General features: G+C 63.0%; 20 protein-coding genes. 10 read left to right on the top strand and 10 right to left on the bottom strand.

Going from position 1 to position 16,740, the window contains the following annotated elements; all coding sequences use genetic code 11:
- The first annotated feature begins 6 nt into the window (after nucleotides 1–6).
- Together holA and FQV27_RS13115 are read left to right on the top strand one after the other, a co-directional pair.
- Nucleotides 7–1,035, top strand: coding sequence for a DNA polymerase III subunit delta (holA, locus tag FQV27_RS13120; RefSeq protein WP_147099246.1), 1,029 nt, complete (start codon nucleotides 7–9; stop codon nucleotides 1,033–1,035).
- Complete coding sequence (locus tag FQV27_RS13115) at nucleotides 1,032–2,243, top strand: TIGR03862 family flavoprotein (RefSeq protein WP_147099244.1); 1,212 nt, start codon at nucleotides 1,032–1,034, stop codon at nucleotides 2,241–2,243. The genes holA and FQV27_RS13115 overlap by 4 nt, the downstream gene beginning before the upstream one ends.
- Here FQV27_RS13115 and FQV27_RS13110 read toward each other — a convergent pair.
- A complete protein-coding gene (locus tag FQV27_RS13110; protein WP_147099242.1) occupies nucleotides 2,219–2,806 on the bottom strand; it encodes a glutathione S-transferase family protein in 588 nt (195 codons plus the stop codon). The two genes, FQV27_RS13115 and FQV27_RS13110, sit on opposite strands and share 25 nt — an antisense overlap.
- A 124-nt stretch (nucleotides 2,807–2,930) precedes the next feature.
- On the opposite strand from FQV27_RS13110, the gene FQV27_RS13105 reads away from it, so the two are divergent.
- Nucleotides 2,931–4,172 carry an MFS transporter gene (locus tag FQV27_RS13105; protein WP_147099240.1) on the top strand — a complete coding sequence of 414 codons (1,242 nt, stop codon included), beginning with the start codon at nucleotides 2,931–2,933 and terminating at the stop codon, nucleotides 4,170–4,172.
- A gap of 64 nt (nucleotides 4,173–4,236) precedes the next feature.
- On the opposite strand, the gene FQV27_RS13100 is transcribed toward FQV27_RS13105, so the two are convergent.
- A complete protein-coding gene (locus FQV27_RS13100) occupies nucleotides 4,237–4,677 on the bottom strand; it encodes a PaaI family thioesterase (RefSeq protein ID WP_147099238.1) in 441 nt (146 codons plus the stop codon).
- Nucleotides 4,678–4,778: 101 nt separating this feature from the next.
- Here FQV27_RS13100 and FQV27_RS13095 point away from each other — a divergent pair, with 101 nt between their 5' ends.
- Complete coding sequence (locus FQV27_RS13095) at nucleotides 4,779–5,465, top strand: RluA family pseudouridine synthase (RefSeq protein WP_147099236.1); 687 nt, start codon at nucleotides 4,779–4,781, stop codon at nucleotides 5,463–5,465.
- A gap of 68 nt (nucleotides 5,466–5,533) precedes the next feature.
- The gene (locus FQV27_RS13090; protein ID WP_147099234.1) at nucleotides 5,534–6,928 is read left to right on the top strand and encodes an L-serine ammonia-lyase; all 1,395 of its coding nucleotides are present in this window, start codon (nucleotides 5,534–5,536) and stop codon (nucleotides 6,926–6,928) included.
- Between the two features lie 6 nt (nucleotides 6,929–6,934).
- On the opposite strand, the gene FQV27_RS13085 is transcribed toward FQV27_RS13090, so the two are convergent.
- Together FQV27_RS13085 and FQV27_RS13080 are read right to left on the bottom strand one after the other, a co-directional pair.
- Nucleotides 6,935–7,330 carry a hypothetical protein gene (locus FQV27_RS13085; protein ID WP_147099231.1) on the bottom strand — a complete coding sequence of 132 codons (396 nt, stop codon included), beginning with the start codon at nucleotides 7,328–7,330 and terminating at the stop codon, nucleotides 6,935–6,937.
- A gap of 10 nt (nucleotides 7,331–7,340) precedes the next feature.
- Nucleotides 7,341–7,655 carry a hypothetical protein gene (locus tag FQV27_RS13080; RefSeq protein ID WP_147099229.1) on the bottom strand — a complete coding sequence of 105 codons (315 nt, stop codon included), beginning with the start codon at nucleotides 7,653–7,655 and terminating at the stop codon, nucleotides 7,341–7,343.
- 298 nt (nucleotides 7,656–7,953) lie between these two features.
- Here FQV27_RS13080 and lepB point away from each other — a divergent pair, with 298 nt between their 5' ends.
- The 4 genes from lepB to FQV27_RS13060 are packed head-to-tail and all read left to right on the top strand — an operon-like array spanning nucleotide 7,954 to nucleotide 10,666.
- Entirely contained in the window at nucleotides 7,954–8,742 is a 789-nt protein-coding gene (gene lepB, locus FQV27_RS13075; protein ID WP_147099227.1) for a signal peptidase I, read from the top strand.
- Nucleotides 8,739–9,419 carry a ribonuclease III gene (gene rnc, locus FQV27_RS13070; protein ID WP_147099225.1) on the top strand — a complete coding sequence of 227 codons (681 nt, stop codon included), beginning with the start codon at nucleotides 8,739–8,741 and terminating at the stop codon, nucleotides 9,417–9,419. Before lepB ends, rnc begins: the two co-directional genes overlap by 4 nt.
- A 4-nt stretch (nucleotides 9,420–9,423) precedes the next feature.
- The gene (era, locus tag FQV27_RS13065; RefSeq protein ID WP_147099223.1) at nucleotides 9,424–10,338 is read left to right on the top strand and encodes a GTPase Era; all 915 of its coding nucleotides are present in this window, start codon (nucleotides 9,424–9,426) and stop codon (nucleotides 10,336–10,338) included.
- A complete protein-coding gene (locus FQV27_RS13060; protein WP_147099221.1) occupies nucleotides 10,331–10,666 on the top strand; it encodes a DUF1491 family protein in 336 nt (111 codons plus the stop codon). The genes era and FQV27_RS13060 overlap by 8 nt, the downstream gene beginning before the upstream one ends.
- A 172-nt stretch (nucleotides 10,667–10,838) precedes the next feature.
- On the opposite strand, the gene FQV27_RS13055 is transcribed toward FQV27_RS13060, so the two are convergent.
- Nucleotides 10,839–11,237 carry a pore-forming ESAT-6 family protein gene (locus FQV27_RS13055; protein ID WP_246133103.1) on the bottom strand — a complete coding sequence of 133 codons (399 nt, stop codon included), beginning with the start codon at nucleotides 11,235–11,237 and terminating at the stop codon, nucleotides 10,839–10,841.
- Between the two features lie 157 nt (nucleotides 11,238–11,394).
- On the opposite strand from FQV27_RS13055, the gene rarD reads away from it, so the two are divergent.
- Nucleotides 11,395–12,327 (top strand): EamA family transporter RarD, encoded by a 933-nt coding sequence (gene rarD / locus FQV27_RS13050; protein ID WP_147099219.1) that lies wholly within the window; start codon nucleotides 11,395–11,397, stop codon nucleotides 12,325–12,327.
- A gap of 8 nt (nucleotides 12,328–12,335) precedes the next feature.
- Here the strand turns inward: rarD and acpS are convergent, their stop codons facing one another.
- From acpS to FQV27_RS13025, 5 genes are read right to left on the bottom strand one after another with little or no spacing between them, the layout of a single operon-like run.
- On the bottom strand, nucleotides 12,336–12,743 hold the full coding sequence (gene acpS, locus FQV27_RS13045) for a holo-ACP synthase (protein WP_147099217.1): 408 nt from the start codon (nucleotides 12,741–12,743) through the stop codon (nucleotides 12,336–12,338).
- A complete protein-coding gene (locus FQV27_RS13040) occupies nucleotides 12,740–13,228 on the bottom strand; it encodes a hypothetical protein (protein WP_147099215.1) in 489 nt (162 codons plus the stop codon). Before FQV27_RS13040 ends, acpS begins: the two co-directional genes overlap by 4 nt.
- On the bottom strand, nucleotides 13,225–13,959 hold the full coding sequence (locus FQV27_RS13035) for a pyridoxine 5'-phosphate synthase (RefSeq protein WP_147099213.1): 735 nt from the start codon (nucleotides 13,957–13,959) through the stop codon (nucleotides 13,225–13,227). Before FQV27_RS13035 ends, FQV27_RS13040 begins: the two co-directional genes overlap by 4 nt.
- Nucleotides 13,960–13,979: 20 nt before the next feature.
- Complete coding sequence (locus tag FQV27_RS13030) at nucleotides 13,980–14,813, bottom strand: 4-(cytidine 5'-diphospho)-2-C-methyl-D-erythritol kinase (protein WP_147099211.1); 834 nt, start codon at nucleotides 14,811–14,813, stop codon at nucleotides 13,980–13,982.
- Nucleotides 14,810–16,729: a tetratricopeptide repeat protein gene (locus FQV27_RS13025; RefSeq protein ID WP_147099209.1), complete on the bottom strand. Its 1,920-nt coding sequence runs from the start codon at nucleotides 16,727–16,729 to the stop codon at nucleotides 14,810–14,812. Before FQV27_RS13025 ends, FQV27_RS13030 begins: the two co-directional genes overlap by 4 nt.
- Nucleotides 16,730–16,740 lie beyond the last annotated feature (11 nt).

Genomic DNA, 16,740 nt, shown 5'->3' with positions numbered 1-16,740 from the left:
CGCCCGATGATCCTGAAAGGCGCAGAGATCAGCCGCTATCTGACGAAGCCCGATCCGACGCGGCCGGCGCTGCTGATCTATGGTCAGGACGCGATGCGCGTCGCGCTGAAACGGGCAGAGGCGATTGCTGCGCTGACCGGCCCCAATGCCGACGAAGAGATGCGCCTGACCCGCATCCCCGGTGCCGATCTGCGCAAGGACGCCGCACTGGTGCTGGACGCGATAAAGGAAGTCGGCTTTTTCCCCGGTCAGCGTGTGGTCTTTGTCGAGGACACGCCCGATGCCGCAGCGCCGGCGCTGAAAGCCGCGCTGGAAGAATGGGCGCATGGCGATGCGGTCATCGTGGTGACGGCGGGCGGGCTGACCAAGTCATCCGCGCTGCGAAAGCTGTTCGAACCCCACCAGAGCGCCGTCGTCACCCCCATCTATGACGACCCGCCGGGCGAGGAGGAGATTACCCGCTGGCTGAAGGAGGCCGGTCTGACCGAGGTGCCGCAGACAGCGATGCGCGACCTTCTGGCGCTGTCACGCGCGCTCGACCCCGGCGATTTCCGCCAGACGGTGGAAAAGATCGCGCTGTATAAGCACGGCGATCCCGAGCCGCTGACCCAAGAAGACATCGCCCTCATGGCCCCCGCCACCATCGAGGCAGAGGTGGACGAGCTGATCGACGTGGTAGCCGACGGAAAGTCCGACGCCTTCGGCGCGCTCATGCGCCGGATCGAGGCGCAGGGGATCGCCCCGGTCACGCTGTGCATCGCGGCCCTGCACCATTTTCGCGCGCTGCACGCGGCGGCAGCCGATCCGGGTGGCCCGCAGGCCGGGTTGTCGCGGTTGCGCCCGCCGGTTTTCGGGCCGCGTCGCGACCGCATGGCGCGGCAGGCACAATCATGGGGCATGCGCAATCTTGAGGAGGCCGTGCATCACCTGCTGGATACCGACCTTCAGCTGCGCAGTTCGTCCCGCGCCCCACAAATGGCGCTGATCGAACGCGCATTGATTCGGCTGGCGATGATGCCGCGCGGGTCGCGGTGAAGGGCGCCCTTGTCATCGGCGCCGGCCCGGCCGGGCTGATGGCAGCGGAAGAGATCGCCCGCAGCGGCCACCCGGTGACGGTGGCAGAGGCGATGCCGACCCCTGCGCGGAAGTTTCTGATGGCCGGGAAGTCGGGACTGAACCTGACGAAAGACGAGCCGCCAGAGGCTTTTGCCCGCCATTTGATGCTGGGAACTGGGGGCTACGCGCCCCCGGACCCTGCGGGATATTTCTACCAGAATGAAAGCGCTTTCGGACCCGCAGAGGTGATGGAATGGGCGCAAGGTCTGGGGATCAGTCTGTTCACCGGCTCTACCGGGCGGGTGTTCCCAGTGGGGATGAAGGCCTCTCCCCTGTTGCGGGCATGGCTGGCGCGGCTGCGCGGAATGGGGGTCGAGTTGCGGACCCGTTGGCGCTGGCAGGGATTCGAGGGTGATGCGCTGAACTTCGACACGCCTGAGGGGCGGCAGCTTTTACGGCCCGAAGTCACCGTGCTGGCGCTTGGCGGGGCAAGCTGGCCGCGCTTGGGGTCGGATGCGGCATGGCTGCCTTGGCTGGCAGCGAAGGGGGTCACGATTGCCGAGTTGAAGCCCGCGAATATGGGGCTGCGGGTGGATTGGTCCGACGCGATGGCGCAGTATTTCGGCCAGCCGGTCAAAGGCACGGCACTGCATGCCGGCGGGCAGAGCAGTCGCGGTGAATGGGTGATTTCGAAATCCGGAATGGAAGGCGGTGGCATCTATGCCTTGTCCGCCGCTCTGCGCGACGGGGCAGAGGCGACGCTGGACCTCGCGCCGGACATGGATGCCGAGGCGGTTCAGGCACGGTTCACGAAGCCACGCGGAAAGCTGTCGATGGGGAACTGGCTTCGCCGCGCCGTGGGTGATCCGGTCAAGGTGGCGCTGCTTCTGGAATGGGGCAAGCCTTTCCCCGACGACCCCGCCGGATGGGCAGGACGCATGAAGACCTTACCGATCCATCATCGGGGTCCGATGGGGCTCGAGCGCGCCATTTCGTCGGCGGGTGGCATTCGGCTGGATGCGTTGACCGAGAATCTGGAGCTCCGCGCCCTGCCCGGCATCTTCGCTGCCGGCGAGATGCTGGATTGGGAAGCCGCGACGGGCGGCTATCTGCTGACACACAGCCTTGGCACAGGCCGATGGGCCGGGCGGGCTGCGGCGGATTACCTTGCCTCGGCGCGTTTATAGGCAGGGCGTTCGCGCATGATGTCCCAGTATTTGCCCAGCCAGCATTCCTTGATCGGGAAATGCGCCGCCTGACCCCATTCAAGGCAATGGGTCAGTATAATGTCGGGCACAGTCATCATATTACCCATAAGAAACGGGCCGTCACCGGCCCGTTGCTTCAGGATCTCCTGGCTGCGCTGAAATTCCCAACGCAGCGTGTCCTTGATGCCGGATACGCGCAGCTCGGCCGGCAGCACGAAGGTGTGGCGCGCGGCGGTCCACAGGACTGCGTCATATTCATCAAGCAGAAACTGCGTCAGGCTGTCCTGCCGCGCACGTTCCAACGTCCCGGCCTTGTGGGTCAGTTTGCCGTGGCGGTCGGCCAGATACTGGATGATCGCCGTTGAATCCGTAATCGGGGTTCCGTCGTCAATCAGCACGGGGACCTTCCCGGAAGGGTTGAACTCTACCACTCCGTTTGAACGGGGCGCGGCATGGACCGACTCGAATGGCTGCGCCAGCTCTTCCAGCATCCACATCACGCGGAAGGCGCGGGTGTCTCGCGTCCCGATCAGCTTATACATTGAACTCCCCTGTTTGGCGCAGGCTAGGCGCTGTCCGCGCCAGCCGCAACCCGCGGTTTTCGTCGGGTCTTGACCTTGGCGCGTCACCCGCCCAAAGCTGCGGCACGGAAGCGGAGTTTCTGTCATGTCCCAGCCAACAAAGCTTATGACCCCGATCCTGATCGGGGGATGCATCATCCTGCTGATAAACTTCTCGTTGCGGGCGAGTTTCGGTGTGTTTCAGATTCCCGTGCAGGAAACATTTGGCTGGCCGCGGGCGGAGTTCTCTCTTGCCATCGCGATCCAGAACCTCGCCTGGGGAATCGGGCAGCCGATTTTTGGTGCGCTTGCGGAACGCTGGGGGGATCGTTGGGCAATCATCCTTGGCTCGATCCTGTATGCGCTTGGTCTTATCATGTCGACCATGGCCACCACGCCCGAGGCGATGCAGCTTTGGGAAGTCGCCGTGGGCTTCGGGATCGCGGGCACCGGCTTTGGCGTCATCCTCGCCGTCGTGGGCCGTGCCGCCAGCGATGATAACCGCAGCCTTGCGCTTGGTATCGCCACGGCTGCCGGGTCCGCCGGTCAGGTCGTCGGTGCGCCGCTGGCCGAGGGCTTGCTGTCGCTGATGAACTGGCAGGGCGTCTTTCTGGTCTTCGCCGCCATAGCGATGACGATGATCCTGTTCATCCCCATGCTTGGCAAAGGCAAACCCGCCTCGCCTTCCGAACTGGAAGAAAGCCTCGGCAGCGTGCTGAAACGCGCCTTCCGCGACCCGTCCTATCTTATGATCTTCGCAGGCTTCTTTTCCTGCGGCTATCAGCTTGCCTTCATCACCGCCCACTTCCCGGCCATGGTGACAGAGATGTGCAGCCCCATCGCGCCGGGCAGCCTGCTGGCCAATCTGGGCATCACCACGACATCCGCGCTTGGGGCATGGGCGATTGCGGTGATCGGGGCGGCGAATATCGGCGGCTCGATCTTCGCGGGATGGCTGGGCAAACGCTATACCAAGAAATACCTGCTGGCCGGCATTTATACCCTGCGCACGATTGCAGCGGCGGCCTTCATCCTGACCCCGATCACGCCCGGCACGGTGCTGCTGTTCAGTGTCGTCATGGGCGCGCTGTGGCTTGCCACAGTGCCGCTGACCTCTGGCCTTGTCGCCTATATGTATGGGCTGCGTTATATGGGCACGCTTTACGGCTTTGTCTTCCTGTCGCACCAGCTTGGGTCGTTCCTTGGCGTCTGGCTGGGCGGGACGATGTATGACCAATTCGGCGATTACACCTATGTCTGGTGGATCGGCGTGGGCGTCGGCGCGTTTTCAGCCCTCATCCATCTGCCGATCAAAGAGGCGCCGACGCGCCTGCCAGCAGCGGCCTGACGCGCCTGCTGCGACAAGAGGCATTCGCCGCGCATCTTCTCGCTGCGCGGCGTCCGGGACAGGCTTAGCCGCCTGCCGGTTCCTTCCACTCGATCGTCATCTGGGTTTGTGTCACTTGCGCCGCCAGTTTGCCGTCAAGGCGGGTGACGGCGATCTGCCAGATCTGTGTCGTGTTGCCGATATGTATCGGGGTGACGGTCGCGCGGGCGACGTCGCCGATGCGGATCGGACGCAGGAAATTCACCTTCGATTCGAGCGTCACGGTGTTCTGGCCCGGATTCAGGTTGATCGACGATGCGGTGCCGCCGGCATTGTCTGTCAGGCCTAGGATCGCGCCGCCATGCATCACACCATTCCGGTTCGACAGTGCCTCCGTCACCGGAAGCTCCATCACCACGCGGCGCGGCGTCGCCTCGATCAGCGCGATTCCAAGATAGCGTGCAAACTCTGGCTGATGTCTCGCGACCTGCCCGGCCAGATCCTGATCTTCTGCATCCTGCGTCATGTCGTCCCCGCTTAGGCTTTGCGGGCAGATCATCCGGCGGCAGCCCGGAAATGACAAGACGCCCCCTCGCCAAGATCGGAAGGCAACGCTAAGCAGGCCGGATGACAAGCGACAGCCCCGAACCACAGACGCGCACCGGGCAGGGTTTTGTTTACGCACCGCCCCCGGACCCGCCCGTCATCTTGCACCACGATCATGAGATCCTCGTCGTGGACAAACAATCCGGCCTGCTGTCCGTGCCGGGACGGGGCGAGGATAAGGCCGATTGCCTGATAAGCCGGCTTCGCGGGGCCTTCCCGACGGTGCTGCTTGTCCATCGGCTGGATCTGGACACATCGGGCGTGATGGTGTTCGCGCTGACGCCACATGCACAGCGCCACCTGTCAAAGCAGTTCGAAGAGCGGCGGACCAAGAAAACCTATCTCGCCCGCGTTGCCGGCCGCGTCACGGAAAACACCGGCACCGTCGATCTGCCGCTGACGGTCGACTGGCCGAACCGACCGCGCCAGAAGGTGGACTTCGACAGCGGACGGCCCGCAACAACGGACTGGCGCGTGGTCAGGGCCAGCGATGACGAAACCCGCATACGCCTGATGCCGCTGACCGGGCGCAGCCATCAGTTGCGCGTCCACATGGCCGAGACCGGCCATCCGATCCTTGGCGATCCGCTTTATGCGACAGGCGCGGCGTCGGGCTATCCCCGGCTTATGCTTCATGCGGAATCGCTGCGCTTCAAGCATCCCGAAACCGGCGTCCAGATGACGTTTTCGGCCAAGGCTCCGTTCTGATCTGAACGCTTGTCGGTGCGCGGAACTGCGTAGATAGTAGGCAGAACAGCGACCACTTGAAGGCAGCAATGTTTCTTTCCGTATTCGACCTGTTCAAGATCGGGATCGGGCCCTCCAGCTCTCATACGATGGGACCGATGACCGGGGCGGCGATGTTTCTGGATGCGGTCGCCGCGCTGCCCGAACCTCCCGACAGGATCAGCGCCAGCCTGCACGGTTCGCTGGCCTTTACCGGCGTCGGGCACGCATCCGATCGCGCCGTGATCCTTGGTCTGGCCGGCGAACGTCCCGAAACCGTCGATCCCGAGCGGATGGAGGCGATCACCGCAAAGGTTCGCGCCAGCGGCCGCGTCACCCCTCCGGGTCATGCGGGTTTCGACTTCGTGCCAGATCGCGATCTTGTCCTCGACCGCAAGGTGACGCTGCCGGGACACCCGAACGGGATGATTTTCTGCGCGCATGACGCCACGGGAATCCGGCTGCGCAAAGTCTATTATTCGATCGGCGGCGGGTTCGTCGTCGCCGAAGAGGATATGAACGAAATCGCCAAGCTTGCGCCGATTGCCAATCATGACCCCGTTCCCTACCCCTTCACCACCGCCGCCGAGATGCTTCGCATGGCCGCCGAAAGCGGGCTTTCGATCGCCGAGATGAAGCGCCGGAACGAGACGGTTTTCATTTCGCCCGCCGAACTGGATGCAAGATTGGACGAAGTCGCCGCCGTGATGCACGGTTGTATCGACCGCGGGCTGTCGCAGGACGGCACCCTGCCCGGCGGTCTGAAGGTGGCGCGGCGGGCGCGCATGCTGCATGACAAGCTGGTCGAAGACAGCCGCCGCAGCCTGCCAAACCCCCTGCTGGCCAATGACTGGCTGGCCGTCTTCGCCATGGCCGTGAACGAGGAAAATGCCGCAGGCGGTCGTGTTGTGACCGCCCCGACGAATGGCGCTGCGGGTGTTATACCGGCGGTGCTGCGATACATCCGCGACATTCATCCCGCGACCGCTGCGGGCGAAAGCGGTGAAAGCGGGCATCGCTGCTTTCTTCTGACCGCCGCCGCGATCGGCGGGATCATCAAGCACAACGCCTCTATTTCCGGGGCAGAGGTCGGATGCCAGGGCGAGATCGGCTCGGCCTCGGCGATGGCGGCGGCGGGGCTGGCAGCGGTCATGGGCGGCACGCCAGAGCAAATTGAAAACGCAGCCGAAATCGCGCTGGAACATCACCTTGGCATGACCTGCGACCCTATCGGCGGTCTGGTGCAGGTTCCCTGCATCGAACGCAACGCCTTCGGCGCGGTCAAGGCCGTAACGGCGGCATCCATGGCCTGCAAATCCGATGGCCGCCATTTCGTGCCGCTTGATGCCTGCATCAGCACGATGCGCCAGACCGGCATCGACATGAGCGAGAAATACAAGGAAACCAGCCTTGGCGGTCTGGCGGTCAGCCTTCCCGAATGCTGATTGGTCCTAAAGCAGGCGTTTGCACAGCCATGTCGCGGCCGGGTCAGTGCATTCCTGCCCTGCATAGGCGAAAAGCGCGACGAAGATGATACCGATGAAGAAGGCCAGCAGGTGGATCGTCATGAAGAACCGGATCTTGCCGGTATAGATATGCGGCGCGCCGGGGATTTTCGGACGCGCGAGCTCCCCTGTCAGCGACATGTAAGCGAAAAAACCGAACAGGATGCAGACGATGAAACTCGCCCAAGAAATGAACATCACCTGAAACACATCCGCACTGGCGGAGGCGAACAGAAACTTCGCAGCCGACACGGTGACCGCGATAATCGCCGATGACAGCGTCAGCACCTGCTTGATAAGATCCGCCGCGAAATCGAATGATTTCCGTTCTTCCTCCAGCATCGCCATCGCCCTAGCAGAACGGGAAGAAACCGGGGCAAAGGAGACTGAACGCCTTTGCGATGATGCTTTTGCCGATGACCTTTTCATCACCGCTGGCCTTCTGCAGCCTGGCGATTTCCTGCCCGAGACGTCTGCTGTTCTCGCGAAACTCCGCAAGGCGCGATTCCTCGGCGGTCAGCGCCTGCCGGAACCCATCGGCCACCCGGGTATGCAGAATATCGGCCGCCTCTGATGAAAGTCTGAAGTCCGAAAGCTGCGCCAGAACCACATCGAGGAACTGTTCATATCCCTCGCCGCCAGACATCTGCATTGCTGTCGCCGCCATCGCACCCTCCGCAAACAGTTCAGTTTATTAAACATCCTTAATCGTTTCAGATCAATAGGTTTAGCGCTCTCAGGGCCAAGCGAGGGGTTAACGACCCTGGATTTCCACACCTCGTTCATGCCGCGATGGGTGACGTCACCCCGGCGCAACACCGCGCAAAGACCTTCAGCGCCTTGCCAAACGCCGGGACCGGTCCCTGAAATCGCCCCGTCATGTCCGCGGCCGCACTGCCGGATCGCTTGACTTTCAGCACCCCCGGCACCATTCACCCAGTGCAGACTAGCCCGAAGGACGGATCATGGTTGCCAAGGCCAAAAACAACGACAGCATCTGGGAAACGGTCAAGACCGTCATCTCGGCGCTGATCATCGCGGGCATTTTCCGCACGCTGTTCTTTCAGCCCTTCTGGATTCCATCGGGCAGCATGAAAGACACGTTGCTGATCGGCGACTTTCTGTTCGTCAACAAGATGGCCTATGGTTATGCCGCCGTCTCCTGCCCGTTTTCGATGTGTCCGATCTCGGGACGTCTGCTCGGCTCTGACCCAGAGCGTGGCGATGTAGTCGTTTTCCGGCACCCGACGCGGGGCGTCGATTTCATCAAGCGCGTGATCGGGCTTCCCGGCGACCGGATTCAGATGGTGGACGGCAAGCTCATCATCAATGGCGAGCCGGTGAAATACGAACAGCAGCCCGATTTCGTCGAACCGAAGCTGCCGCAGGGCGGGCAGGAACTGGTGCCGCGCTGCGCCAATGATCCGGTGCCGGAAGGCGGCGATTGCATCAAGCTGCGCTATACTGAAACGCTGCCGAACGGCGTCAGCCATGACGTATTGGATATCAGCCCGGACTGGATCGCCGATAACACGCCCGTCTTCACCGTCCCGGAAGGCCAGTATTTCTTCATGGGTGACAATCGGGACAATTCCGAAGATTCGCGCTTCCCGGTCGCCACAGGCGGTCTGGGTTTCGTGCCGGCGGAATACCTGATCGGGCGCGCGGACCGGATCATGTTTTCTTCCGCCGGGAAGTCGCTGCTGTATTTCTGGACATGGCGCGGCGACCGGTTCTTCAAGGCGATCCATTGAAGGTCTCTGGCGAGCTGCGCGATTTCATGGCCCGGCTGGGGCATGACTTCGCGCATCCTGAATTGCTGGTTCGCGCGCTGACCCACGGCTCTGTCGCCTCGCCCACGCGACCGGACAATCAGCGGTTGGAGTTTCTGGGTGATCGCGTCCTGGGCCTTACCATCGCCGAGGCCCTGTTTGAGGCCGACAAGTCCGCGTCCGAGGGACAGCTTGCCCCGCGCTACAATACGCTTGTCCGCGGCGAGACCTGCGCGGAAATCGCGCGCGAACTCAACCTCGGCGCGGTGCTGAAGCTTGGCCGGTCCGAGATGATGTCGGGTGGACGCCGCAAGGAGGCGTTGCTTGCCGACGCGATGGAGGCGGTGCTGGCCGCGATTTATCTCGATGCCGGTTTCGAGACAGCGCGCCGGGTCATCCTGCGCCTCTGGACCGACCGCCTGAACAGCGTTGAAGAAGACGCCCGCGACGCCAAGACAGCGCTGCAGGAATGGGCGCAGGCACAGGGAATGACGCCGCCAACATACGCCGTAACGGGTCGCACGGGGCCGGACCACGCGCCCGAATTTCAGATTACCGTGACGCTTGACGATGGTCGCAACGCGGTTGCGACCGGCAAGGGAACCAAACGCAGCATCGAACAGCTTGCCGCGACCGAGCTGCTCAAGAAACTGGGCTAGATCTATGACCGAAGATTCCGAAACCCGCGCAGGCTTCGTTGCCCTGATTGGCGAGCCGAATGCCGGAAAGTCCACGCTTTTGAACCGAATGGTCGGGGCAAAGGTCTCTATCGTGACGCATAAGGTGCAGACCACCCGAACGCGCATTCGCGGCATCGCGATGGAGGGAGACGCGCAGATCGTCTTCGTTGACACGCCCGGCATCTTCCGCCCGCGACGCCGCCTTGATCGTTCGATGGTCGCCGCCGCCTGGGGCGGTGTGTCTGACGCCGATATCATCGTGCTGCTGATCGAAGCGCAGCGTGGGCTGACCGACGGGGTTCAGACCATACTCGGGCAATTGAAGGAAATCGCCGGCGAACGCCCGGTTGCGTTGGCCATTAACAAGATTGATCGCGTGAAGGCTGAACATCTGCTGGCCCTTTCTGCGCAGGTGAACGAGGCCTACCCGTTCGCCCAGACCTTCATGATCTCTGCAGAAAAGGGTTACGGCTGTGACGATCTGAAAGCATGGCTTGGTGCCGAACTGCCGGCGGGCCCGTGGCTTTACCCCGAAGATCAGATCGCCGATCTGCCGATGCGCATGATCGCAGCCGAGATCACGCGCGAGAAGCTTACCCTGCGGCTGCATGAGGAACTGCCCTATCAGCTGACCGTCGAAACCGAAAGCTGGGAAGACCGCAAGGACGGCTCAGCCAAGATCGACCAGATCATCTATGTCGCCCGCGACGGTCATAAGGGCATCGTCCTGGGCCACAAGGGAGAGGCGATCCGTGCCGTCGGCAAGGCTGCACGAGAGGAGCTGTCGGAATTTCTCGACCGTCCGGTCCATCTGTTCCTGACCGTCAAGGTCCGCGAGAAATGGCTGGACGAGAAAGAGCGCTTTACCGAGATGGGCCTCGATTTCAACGATGGCTGAGGCGCGGCTGGCGGCGCATGTCTGGGTCGGCGCCTATCTGCGTCGTCTTTCGCTGGCGGACATCCCGGCCTATGTGACGCGCCACGGCGACGACACAGCAGGCGCGATCATGGTCAAATGCGCGACGCTGGACGGAAATGCCACATTGTGGCGGCGCGAATGGGACTTCGAAAGCGATACGCGGCCTTGGACACAGATGGACGCCGGAACAGAGCGTGATATCGACCAGATCACCCGTCGAGAAGCCAGCTTCGACCCTGATCTATGGGTGATCGAGATCGAGAGCAGAGATGGGCTTACCCTTCTCGACCAAGACGGGCTGGTCTGATCCACGCTGCCGCAGCAGCGCGTCGGGGCGCTGTCGCAATCATGCGAAGACAGCGGCAAATTTTGTGAGGCGTTTGCCTCCCGCTATCGCGCTTGGACTGGCCACGATCATCGGCATTAAAAAGCCGCCGGAGAACGCTGTCCCCGGCGGCCCGATATTGATCTGGTCAGACTTACTTCGGAAGCTGCGCACCGGCCTGTTCGACCATCTGCGCAAGCTGTCCACAAAGCGCGGCCTCATCAGCGCCTTGAGCGGTCGCGGCATCGGAAAGCGTCTGTTCAACGCCCATTGCGCTGACGGTGCCTTCCTTGCCTTTTTCATAGGCCGCATCGACCGCAGCCTGATCCTGCGCTGCGGGAAGCATTTCCATCATTTTCGTCTGAATCTCGACGGAATCGCCTTCGATATGCCCTTGGGCCACGCAGTATTCCAGAACACCAAGCTGATTCTTGGCGGCCGAAACTGCAGCATCCGGGCTGGGCGCGTCAGTCGCGGGGGCCTGCGCATCCTGCGCGAACGAAACTGTGCCGGCCATGGCCAGCGAAGCGGCGAGAACAACGGTTTTAAACATCTTGTACCCTTTTTTCTCAAAGTGTCGGCATTAAACGCGACCAGACAAGGTTGGTTGCGGCGCCGCAATCTCGCTCTGGCAAATCGGAGGATTTTCGCCGACAAGAAGCGAGCGGATCAGGCACCTCCGCACACCCACTGCCGAAAGTCTGATACAGATGTCAAACCAGGCCCAGCTTGCCGACGCACCGAAAGGCTATCTTTACGCGCTTGGCGCCTATGTGACATGGGGGCTGCTGCCGCTTTACATGAAGGCGCTGGCGCATATTCCGCCGACCGAGATCATCGCCCACCGCGTGATCTGGTCGCTGCCGATTGCCGGTGCCGTGCTGGTTTGGCAGGGCCGCGCTGGCGATGTAGGCGCCGCAATCGCACGACCAAGGCTGCTGGCGATGGCCGCGCTGACCGCAACGCTTATCACGGTGAACTGGCTGATCTATGTCTGGGCAATCGGCAGGGACCACGCGCTAGAGGCAGCGCTTGGTTACTATATCAACCCGCTGTTCTCGGTCTGCATCGGCGCGATTGTCCTTGGCGAAAGGTTGAGCCGGACGCAGTTTGCCGCCGTTCTGCTGGCCGCGCTTGCTGTCGTCATCCTCACCATCGAGGCCGGAAGCCTGCCCGCTGTGGCTGTCGGATTAACCTTTTCATGGGGCCTATACGCGCTGTTCAAACGCAGCCTGCCGCTTGGGCCCAATCAGGGCTTCACGCTGGAAGTCATGCTGCTGACCCTGCCCGCGCTTGCCTATATTGTCTGGCTGGTCGCCAGCGGCAATTCGCATTTCGGCCATAACTGGAAGGACACATTGCTGCTGATCGGCTGCGGGCCGGTGACGGCGATACCGCTGATGTTCTACGCCAATGGCGCAAAGCTTCTGAGGCTGTCGACCATCGGCATCCTGCAATATATCACGCCCACAATGATCTTCCTGATTGCGGTCTGGCTGTTTGGCGAACCGTTCGAGGGCGCGAAGCGCGTCGCCTTCCCGATGATCTGGGTGGCACTGGCGCTCTATTCGTTCACGCTGATCAGCGCGGCGCGCAGTCGTCGCCGCGCAAAGCAGCTCGAAACCAGTTTGCGTCCTGAATAGGTGTCTGCTCAGCTATCGGGCTGACGCAGCGCCTCGATCACCACGAATGCCTGCGCCCAGGGGTGATCGTCGGTCAGCGTGACATGCACGGTCGCGCGATGGCCTTCGGGGGTCATCTTCGCCAGACGTTCGGCGGCCCAGCCTGTCAGATGCATGACCGGCTGGCCGGTCCGAAGATTGCTGACAGCCATATCCTTCCAGCTTATCCCCATGGCAAGCCCGGTGCCGAGAGCCTTCGAACATGCCTCCTTGGCGGCCCATCGTTTCGCGAGTGTCCCGGCCTCGTCCTTGCGCCGCGCTGCCTTGGCCAGTTCGACGGGCGTAAAGACACGCTTGCGGAAGCGGTCGCCGTGGCGGTTCAAAACGCCCTGTATCCGTTCGATATTGGCCAGATCGGTCCCGATGCCGAGGATCATTCTGCCGTGACCTTCGCGGTTATTTCGCCGGTCGATTGATTGATCGTGACCGACAGCAGCGCCCTGTCAGCGCCGCCGGTCGAAGCTTCGTAGGTTTCGACCGGCAAGCTCAGCGTCAGCCCATCCACTTCGTCATAGCGCGCGCTGCGGCCGCTGAAATCGATGTTGAGAAAGCCCGACGGCCAGCCGCCGTCAGAGCGTCCGTCGAGAGAAATCACCCGGCACTGCCGCCCGCCGATTTCATCAAGCGGCGGCGACAGGATCATCAGGTGAACGGCAGCCGCAGCCGGTTCCACCGTGTCCAGAACGGCGATGCGGACGCGACCTTCAGCGTAAGTGGCGGTGTGATCCTCCCAAGGCTCTGCGATATTCCGGGCAGAGGTCCACTCGCCGCATTCCCCGACGGATTGGGCCGCGACCGGCATTGCGGCCAGTGTAAGAACCGTGGCCAGACCGGCAAGCCCCGCATGCGCGCGCGCCGTCATGCCCGCGCCTCATCCATGCGGCGGCGCATCTCTTGGATTGCAGCGGGCAAGCCAGTGAAAACCGAATCGGCGATCAGGAAATGGCCGATATTCAGCTCCATGATCTCGGGGATGGCGGCGATCGGGCCGACCGTGTCGAAAGTCAGGCCGTGGCCGGCATGAACCTCCAGCCCCAGGCTCGCGGCAAGGGCGGCACCCTCTTGCAGGCCCTTCAGTTCTTCGTCGCGCTCGGCCAGGTGGCCTTCGGTATCGAAGTCGCAATAGGCGCCGGTATGCAGTTCGACCACCGCCGCACCGATCCGGGCGGCGGCGCGGATCTGCGCCGGCTGATGACCGATGAACAGCGACACGCGGCAGCCGGCATCGCGCAGCGGTGTGATATAGTGACCAAGCGCGATGTCATTTCCGGCCACGTCCAGCCCCCCCTCGGTCGTCCGCTCCTCGCGCTTTTCGGGGACAAGGCATATCGCATGCGGCTTGTGCCGTAACGCGATCGTCTGCATTTCCGCCGTCGCCGCCATTTCCAGATTCAGCGGCAGGCGCAGCCCATCCATAAGCGCGTCGATGTCGCGATCCGTGATGTGGCGGCGATCCTCTCGCAGATGCGCGGTGATGCCATCGGCCCCGGCTTCTTCCGCCAGCAGGGCGGCCCGCAGAGGATCGGGCCAAGGCGTGCCGCGCGCGTTTCGGATTGTCGCAACATGATCGATATTGACACCAAGCCTCAACATTTCGGGCACACTCCTTCGGGTCATGGCTGGATCGGCACGGGCGCAGATGAAAGCTGCGTGGCCTTGATCCACCAGCCTTCATATTCCGTGCCAAGCCGGTAGGCCGCAAGGCCTGCTGCGGCTGCATCACCGAATATTCCGAAGCATGTCGCGCCAGAGCCTGACATCCGCGCAAGCAATGCGCCCTCCGCCTCAAGCGCCTGAATTACGCTGGAAATTTGCGGGCAAAGCGCGGCAGCAACGGGCTGCAGATCGTTCCGGCAGGTGCCCAGATAGTCAAGCAGACCGGGACGGTCAAAGCTATCTGGCATGGGTGGAAGCGGGCTGTTGGTCTTGTTCGTCAATGCCCTGAACACGTCTGGTGTCGATATGCCAACGCCGGGATTGACCAGCACCAGATGAAGGTCCGGCAGGCCTTGCAGCGGCGTCAACTGCTCGCCCACGCCGCCCATCCGCGCGGGGCGCGACGCAAGGCAGACCGGCACATCCGCCCCGAGCCTTTCTGGATGACGTGGCATTCCTGCGCCCATCCGCGCCAGACCGCGCAGCACGGCCGCCGCATCCGCCGAGCCACCGCCGATGCCAGACGCCACGGGCAGGTTCTTGACCAGCGTGATCGCGACATCCCGCCCCGCCAGCCGTGCCGCATCGAGGCACAGATTGTCCTGTTCCGAAAGCCCGGCGGCAAACGGACCTTCAATCTTCAGCGAAAGCGGGCCGGGCGACAATCTGACGACATCGCCTGCCCCGGCGAAAACAACCAGCGAATCCAGTAAATGGTGCCCGTCAGGCCGTTGGCCTGTGACATGAAGCGCAAGGTTCAGCTTGGCCGGTGCCGGTTCCGTGACGATCATTCGGCGGGCGGCACAGCGTCGGTGCCGTCGTCGCCCTCATCGGTCGGTTCCGGCGCGGGCGGGGGCAGCAGCTTGCCACCGTTTTCGGCCTCCTCGGCCAGCACGGCGTCCAGTCCGCGTTCCAGCTTGCTGCGGATGCGCCAGGACTCCTCCTCTGTTTCGGGCTTGAAGCTCAGCGCCCGCATCCACTGGATTTCGGCCTCGCGTTTGCGCCCGACCATCCAGTAGATATCGCCAAGATGGTCGTTGACCAGCGGATCGCTTGCCATCGCCGCGACCGCCCTTTCCTGCGGGGCGACCGCTTCGTCGTACCGGCCAAGCCGATAAAAGACCCAGCCCAGCGAGTCGAGGATATAGCCGTCGTCGGGCGACAGATCGACGGCGCGCTGGATGAGGCGCAGCGCCTCGTCCAGATTCTCGCCACGATCGACATAGGAATAGCCAAGATAGTTCAGCATCTGCGGGTTGTCGGGCTGGATTTCCAGCGCCGCCTTCAGATCCGCCTCGGCCTTGTCGAACTGTCCGTCGCGCTCATGCGCGATGCCGCGCGCATATAGCGGGAACCACAGCGCGTCCTTGTCGGCCGGGTCGGTGTGTTCGATCGCACGGTCATATGACACGATCGCCTCGGCCCATTGATCCTGCTGCCGCTGAAGATCGCCAAGCGCCATCCATGCCGCCGCCATTTCCGGCTTGGCCTCGGTCAGCGCAATCGCCGCGCTCATTGCTTCGTCCGAGCGTTCGGCACGGGCGAGGGCGTCGATCCGCGCAAGTTCCGACATCGGGCGCATCTGGCCGCTGTCACGCAACGTGTTGAACTCGCTTTCCGCGGCATCGAACTGACCAGCCGCCTGAAGCATCTGCGCAACCATCAGCCGCGCATCGGCCATGTCAAGCGACAAATAGCTGGCCAGCCGCGCGTGAACGAGGCTGAGCGGCGTCGGATCAACATCGTTGGAAAGCAGCGTCGCGAAGGTCAGAAAAGCCTGCGCAATACCGTCGCGCGGGTCCTTGATCACGTCGAAAGCGACAGGCTCGCCCGCTTCAAGTTGCGCTTTCAGGGCCGAGGCCGCATCATCGACACCATCAAGCTGCACGGATTCGAGCACCTTGATCGCGTCGTCACGCCGGTCAAGCTGGGAAAGCACCTGCGCCTCGAATATGGCACCGACGATGCTGCGCTGCTGATCGCCGGAAGCCAGAAGGTCTGCCGCGCCCTCGAAATCCCCGACGAGCGCCTTGGACAGCGCCCTGTGATAGCCGACCAGACCCCCGACGCCGGGAATCTTTGCGGTTTCCAGAAACGCTTCGTCAGCATCTGCGGCCCGTCCCGCACCCAGAAGCGCCCACGCGCGCATGATCCCGTCAAGCAGGCGGCGTTCGCCATCGCCCCCATTCCGCGAGGCGTCGATCATGACCAGCAAAGCATCCCAATCCTGTGCCTTCGCAAGCTTCGCGCGCTCGATCAGGCCGGCAATCGCCGATGGTGAAACCGCGGAATCCGCCGCGAACATCTTGTCCGCCATCGCAATCGCCTGGTCGACCTGACCAGCGGCGACCAGAGACACCAGCGTACTGTCATTCAGGAAAGGCGAAGTCGGGTCCTGCTTCAGCGCCTTGATGTAATAGTCCGCCGCCGCCGCGAAATTGCTATCCGTCGCGGCGACACGACCGGCCAGATATGGGCCGGCCAGACCCTTCGTCAGCGGCGCTTCCCCCGTGTCGTCGGCACTCTGCGCTGCGGCGTCGGGTGCATCCGCTACCGGAGCAGAGGGCTGGGCGGGTGGCGTCTGGGGCGCGCTATCGCCGCCCCGCTGCGGGCGCGGCGGCGGGGGCGCGGCGTCCTGCGCAACCGCCGGAAGGGCGGGCGGAAAGGCGATCAGGGCGGCAAGCGCGAAAGAGTGCAGAAGCTTCATCAACAGGTCCC

This window comes from Paracoccus aurantiacus (genome assembly GCF_007993065.1).
GTDB classification, from domain to species: Bacteria; Pseudomonadota; Alphaproteobacteria; order Rhodobacterales; family Rhodobacteraceae; genus Paracoccus; species Paracoccus aurantiacus.
The sequence above is the reverse complement of the archived record's forward strand: the minus strand, read 5'-3'. Positions and strand labels throughout refer to the sequence as shown.

Bases quoted from the DNA above. Each gene is read 5' to 3' on its own strand.
- FQV27_RS13100 (WP_147099238.1), bottom strand. From the start codon at position 4,677: ATGACGCAGGATGCAGAAGATCAGGATCTGGCCGGGCAGGTCGCGAGA.
- FQV27_RS13025 (WP_147099209.1), bottom strand. From the start codon at position 16,729: ATGAAGCTTCTGCACTCTTTCGCGCTTGCCGCCCTGATCGCCTTTCCG.
- rarD (WP_147099219.1), top strand. From the start codon at position 11,395: ATGTCAAACCAGGCCCAGCTTGCCGACGCACCGAAAGGCTATCTTTAC.
- FQV27_RS13060 (WP_147099221.1), top strand. From the start codon at position 10,331: ATGGCTGAGGCGCGGCTGGCGGCGCATGTCTGGGTCGGCGCCTATCTG.
- FQV27_RS13080 (WP_147099229.1), bottom strand. From the start codon at position 7,655: ATGGCGGCGACAGCAATGCAGATGTCTGGCGGCGAGGGATATGAACAG.
- lepB (WP_147099227.1), top strand. From the start codon at position 7,954: ATGGTTGCCAAGGCCAAAAACAACGACAGCATCTGGGAAACGGTCAAG.
- FQV27_RS13055 (WP_246133103.1), bottom strand. From the start codon at position 11,237: ATGTTTAAAACCGTTGTTCTCGCCGCTTCGCTGGCCATGGCCGGCACA.
- FQV27_RS13095 (WP_147099236.1), top strand. From the start codon at position 4,779: ATGACAAGCGACAGCCCCGAACCACAGACGCGCACCGGGCAGGGTTTT.
- era (WP_147099223.1), top strand. From the start codon at position 9,424: ATGACCGAAGATTCCGAAACCCGCGCAGGCTTCGTTGCCCTGATTGGC.
- acpS (WP_147099217.1), bottom strand. From the start codon at position 12,743: ATGATCCTCGGCATCGGGACCGATCTGGCCAATATCGAACGGATACAG.
- FQV27_RS13090 (WP_147099234.1), top strand. From the start codon at position 5,534: ATGTTTCTTTCCGTATTCGACCTGTTCAAGATCGGGATCGGGCCCTCC.
- FQV27_RS13030 (WP_147099211.1), bottom strand. From the start codon at position 14,813: ATGATCGTCACGGAACCGGCACCGGCCAAGCTGAACCTTGCGCTTCAT.
- FQV27_RS13105 (WP_147099240.1), top strand. From the start codon at position 2,931: ATGTCCCAGCCAACAAAGCTTATGACCCCGATCCTGATCGGGGGATGC.
- holA (WP_147099246.1), top strand. From the start codon at position 7: ATGATCCTGAAAGGCGCAGAGATCAGCCGCTATCTGACGAAGCCCGAT.
- FQV27_RS13035 (WP_147099213.1), bottom strand. From the start codon at position 13,959: ATGTTGAGGCTTGGTGTCAATATCGATCATGTTGCGACAATCCGAAAC.
- FQV27_RS13085 (WP_147099231.1), bottom strand. From the start codon at position 7,330: ATGCTGGAGGAAGAACGGAAATCATTCGATTTCGCGGCGGATCTTATC.
- FQV27_RS13110 (WP_147099242.1), bottom strand. From the start codon at position 2,806: ATGTATAAGCTGATCGGGACGCGAGACACCCGCGCCTTCCGCGTGATG.
- FQV27_RS13040 (WP_147099215.1), bottom strand. From the start codon at position 13,228: ATGACGGCGCGCGCGCATGCGGGGCTTGCCGGTCTGGCCACGGTTCTT.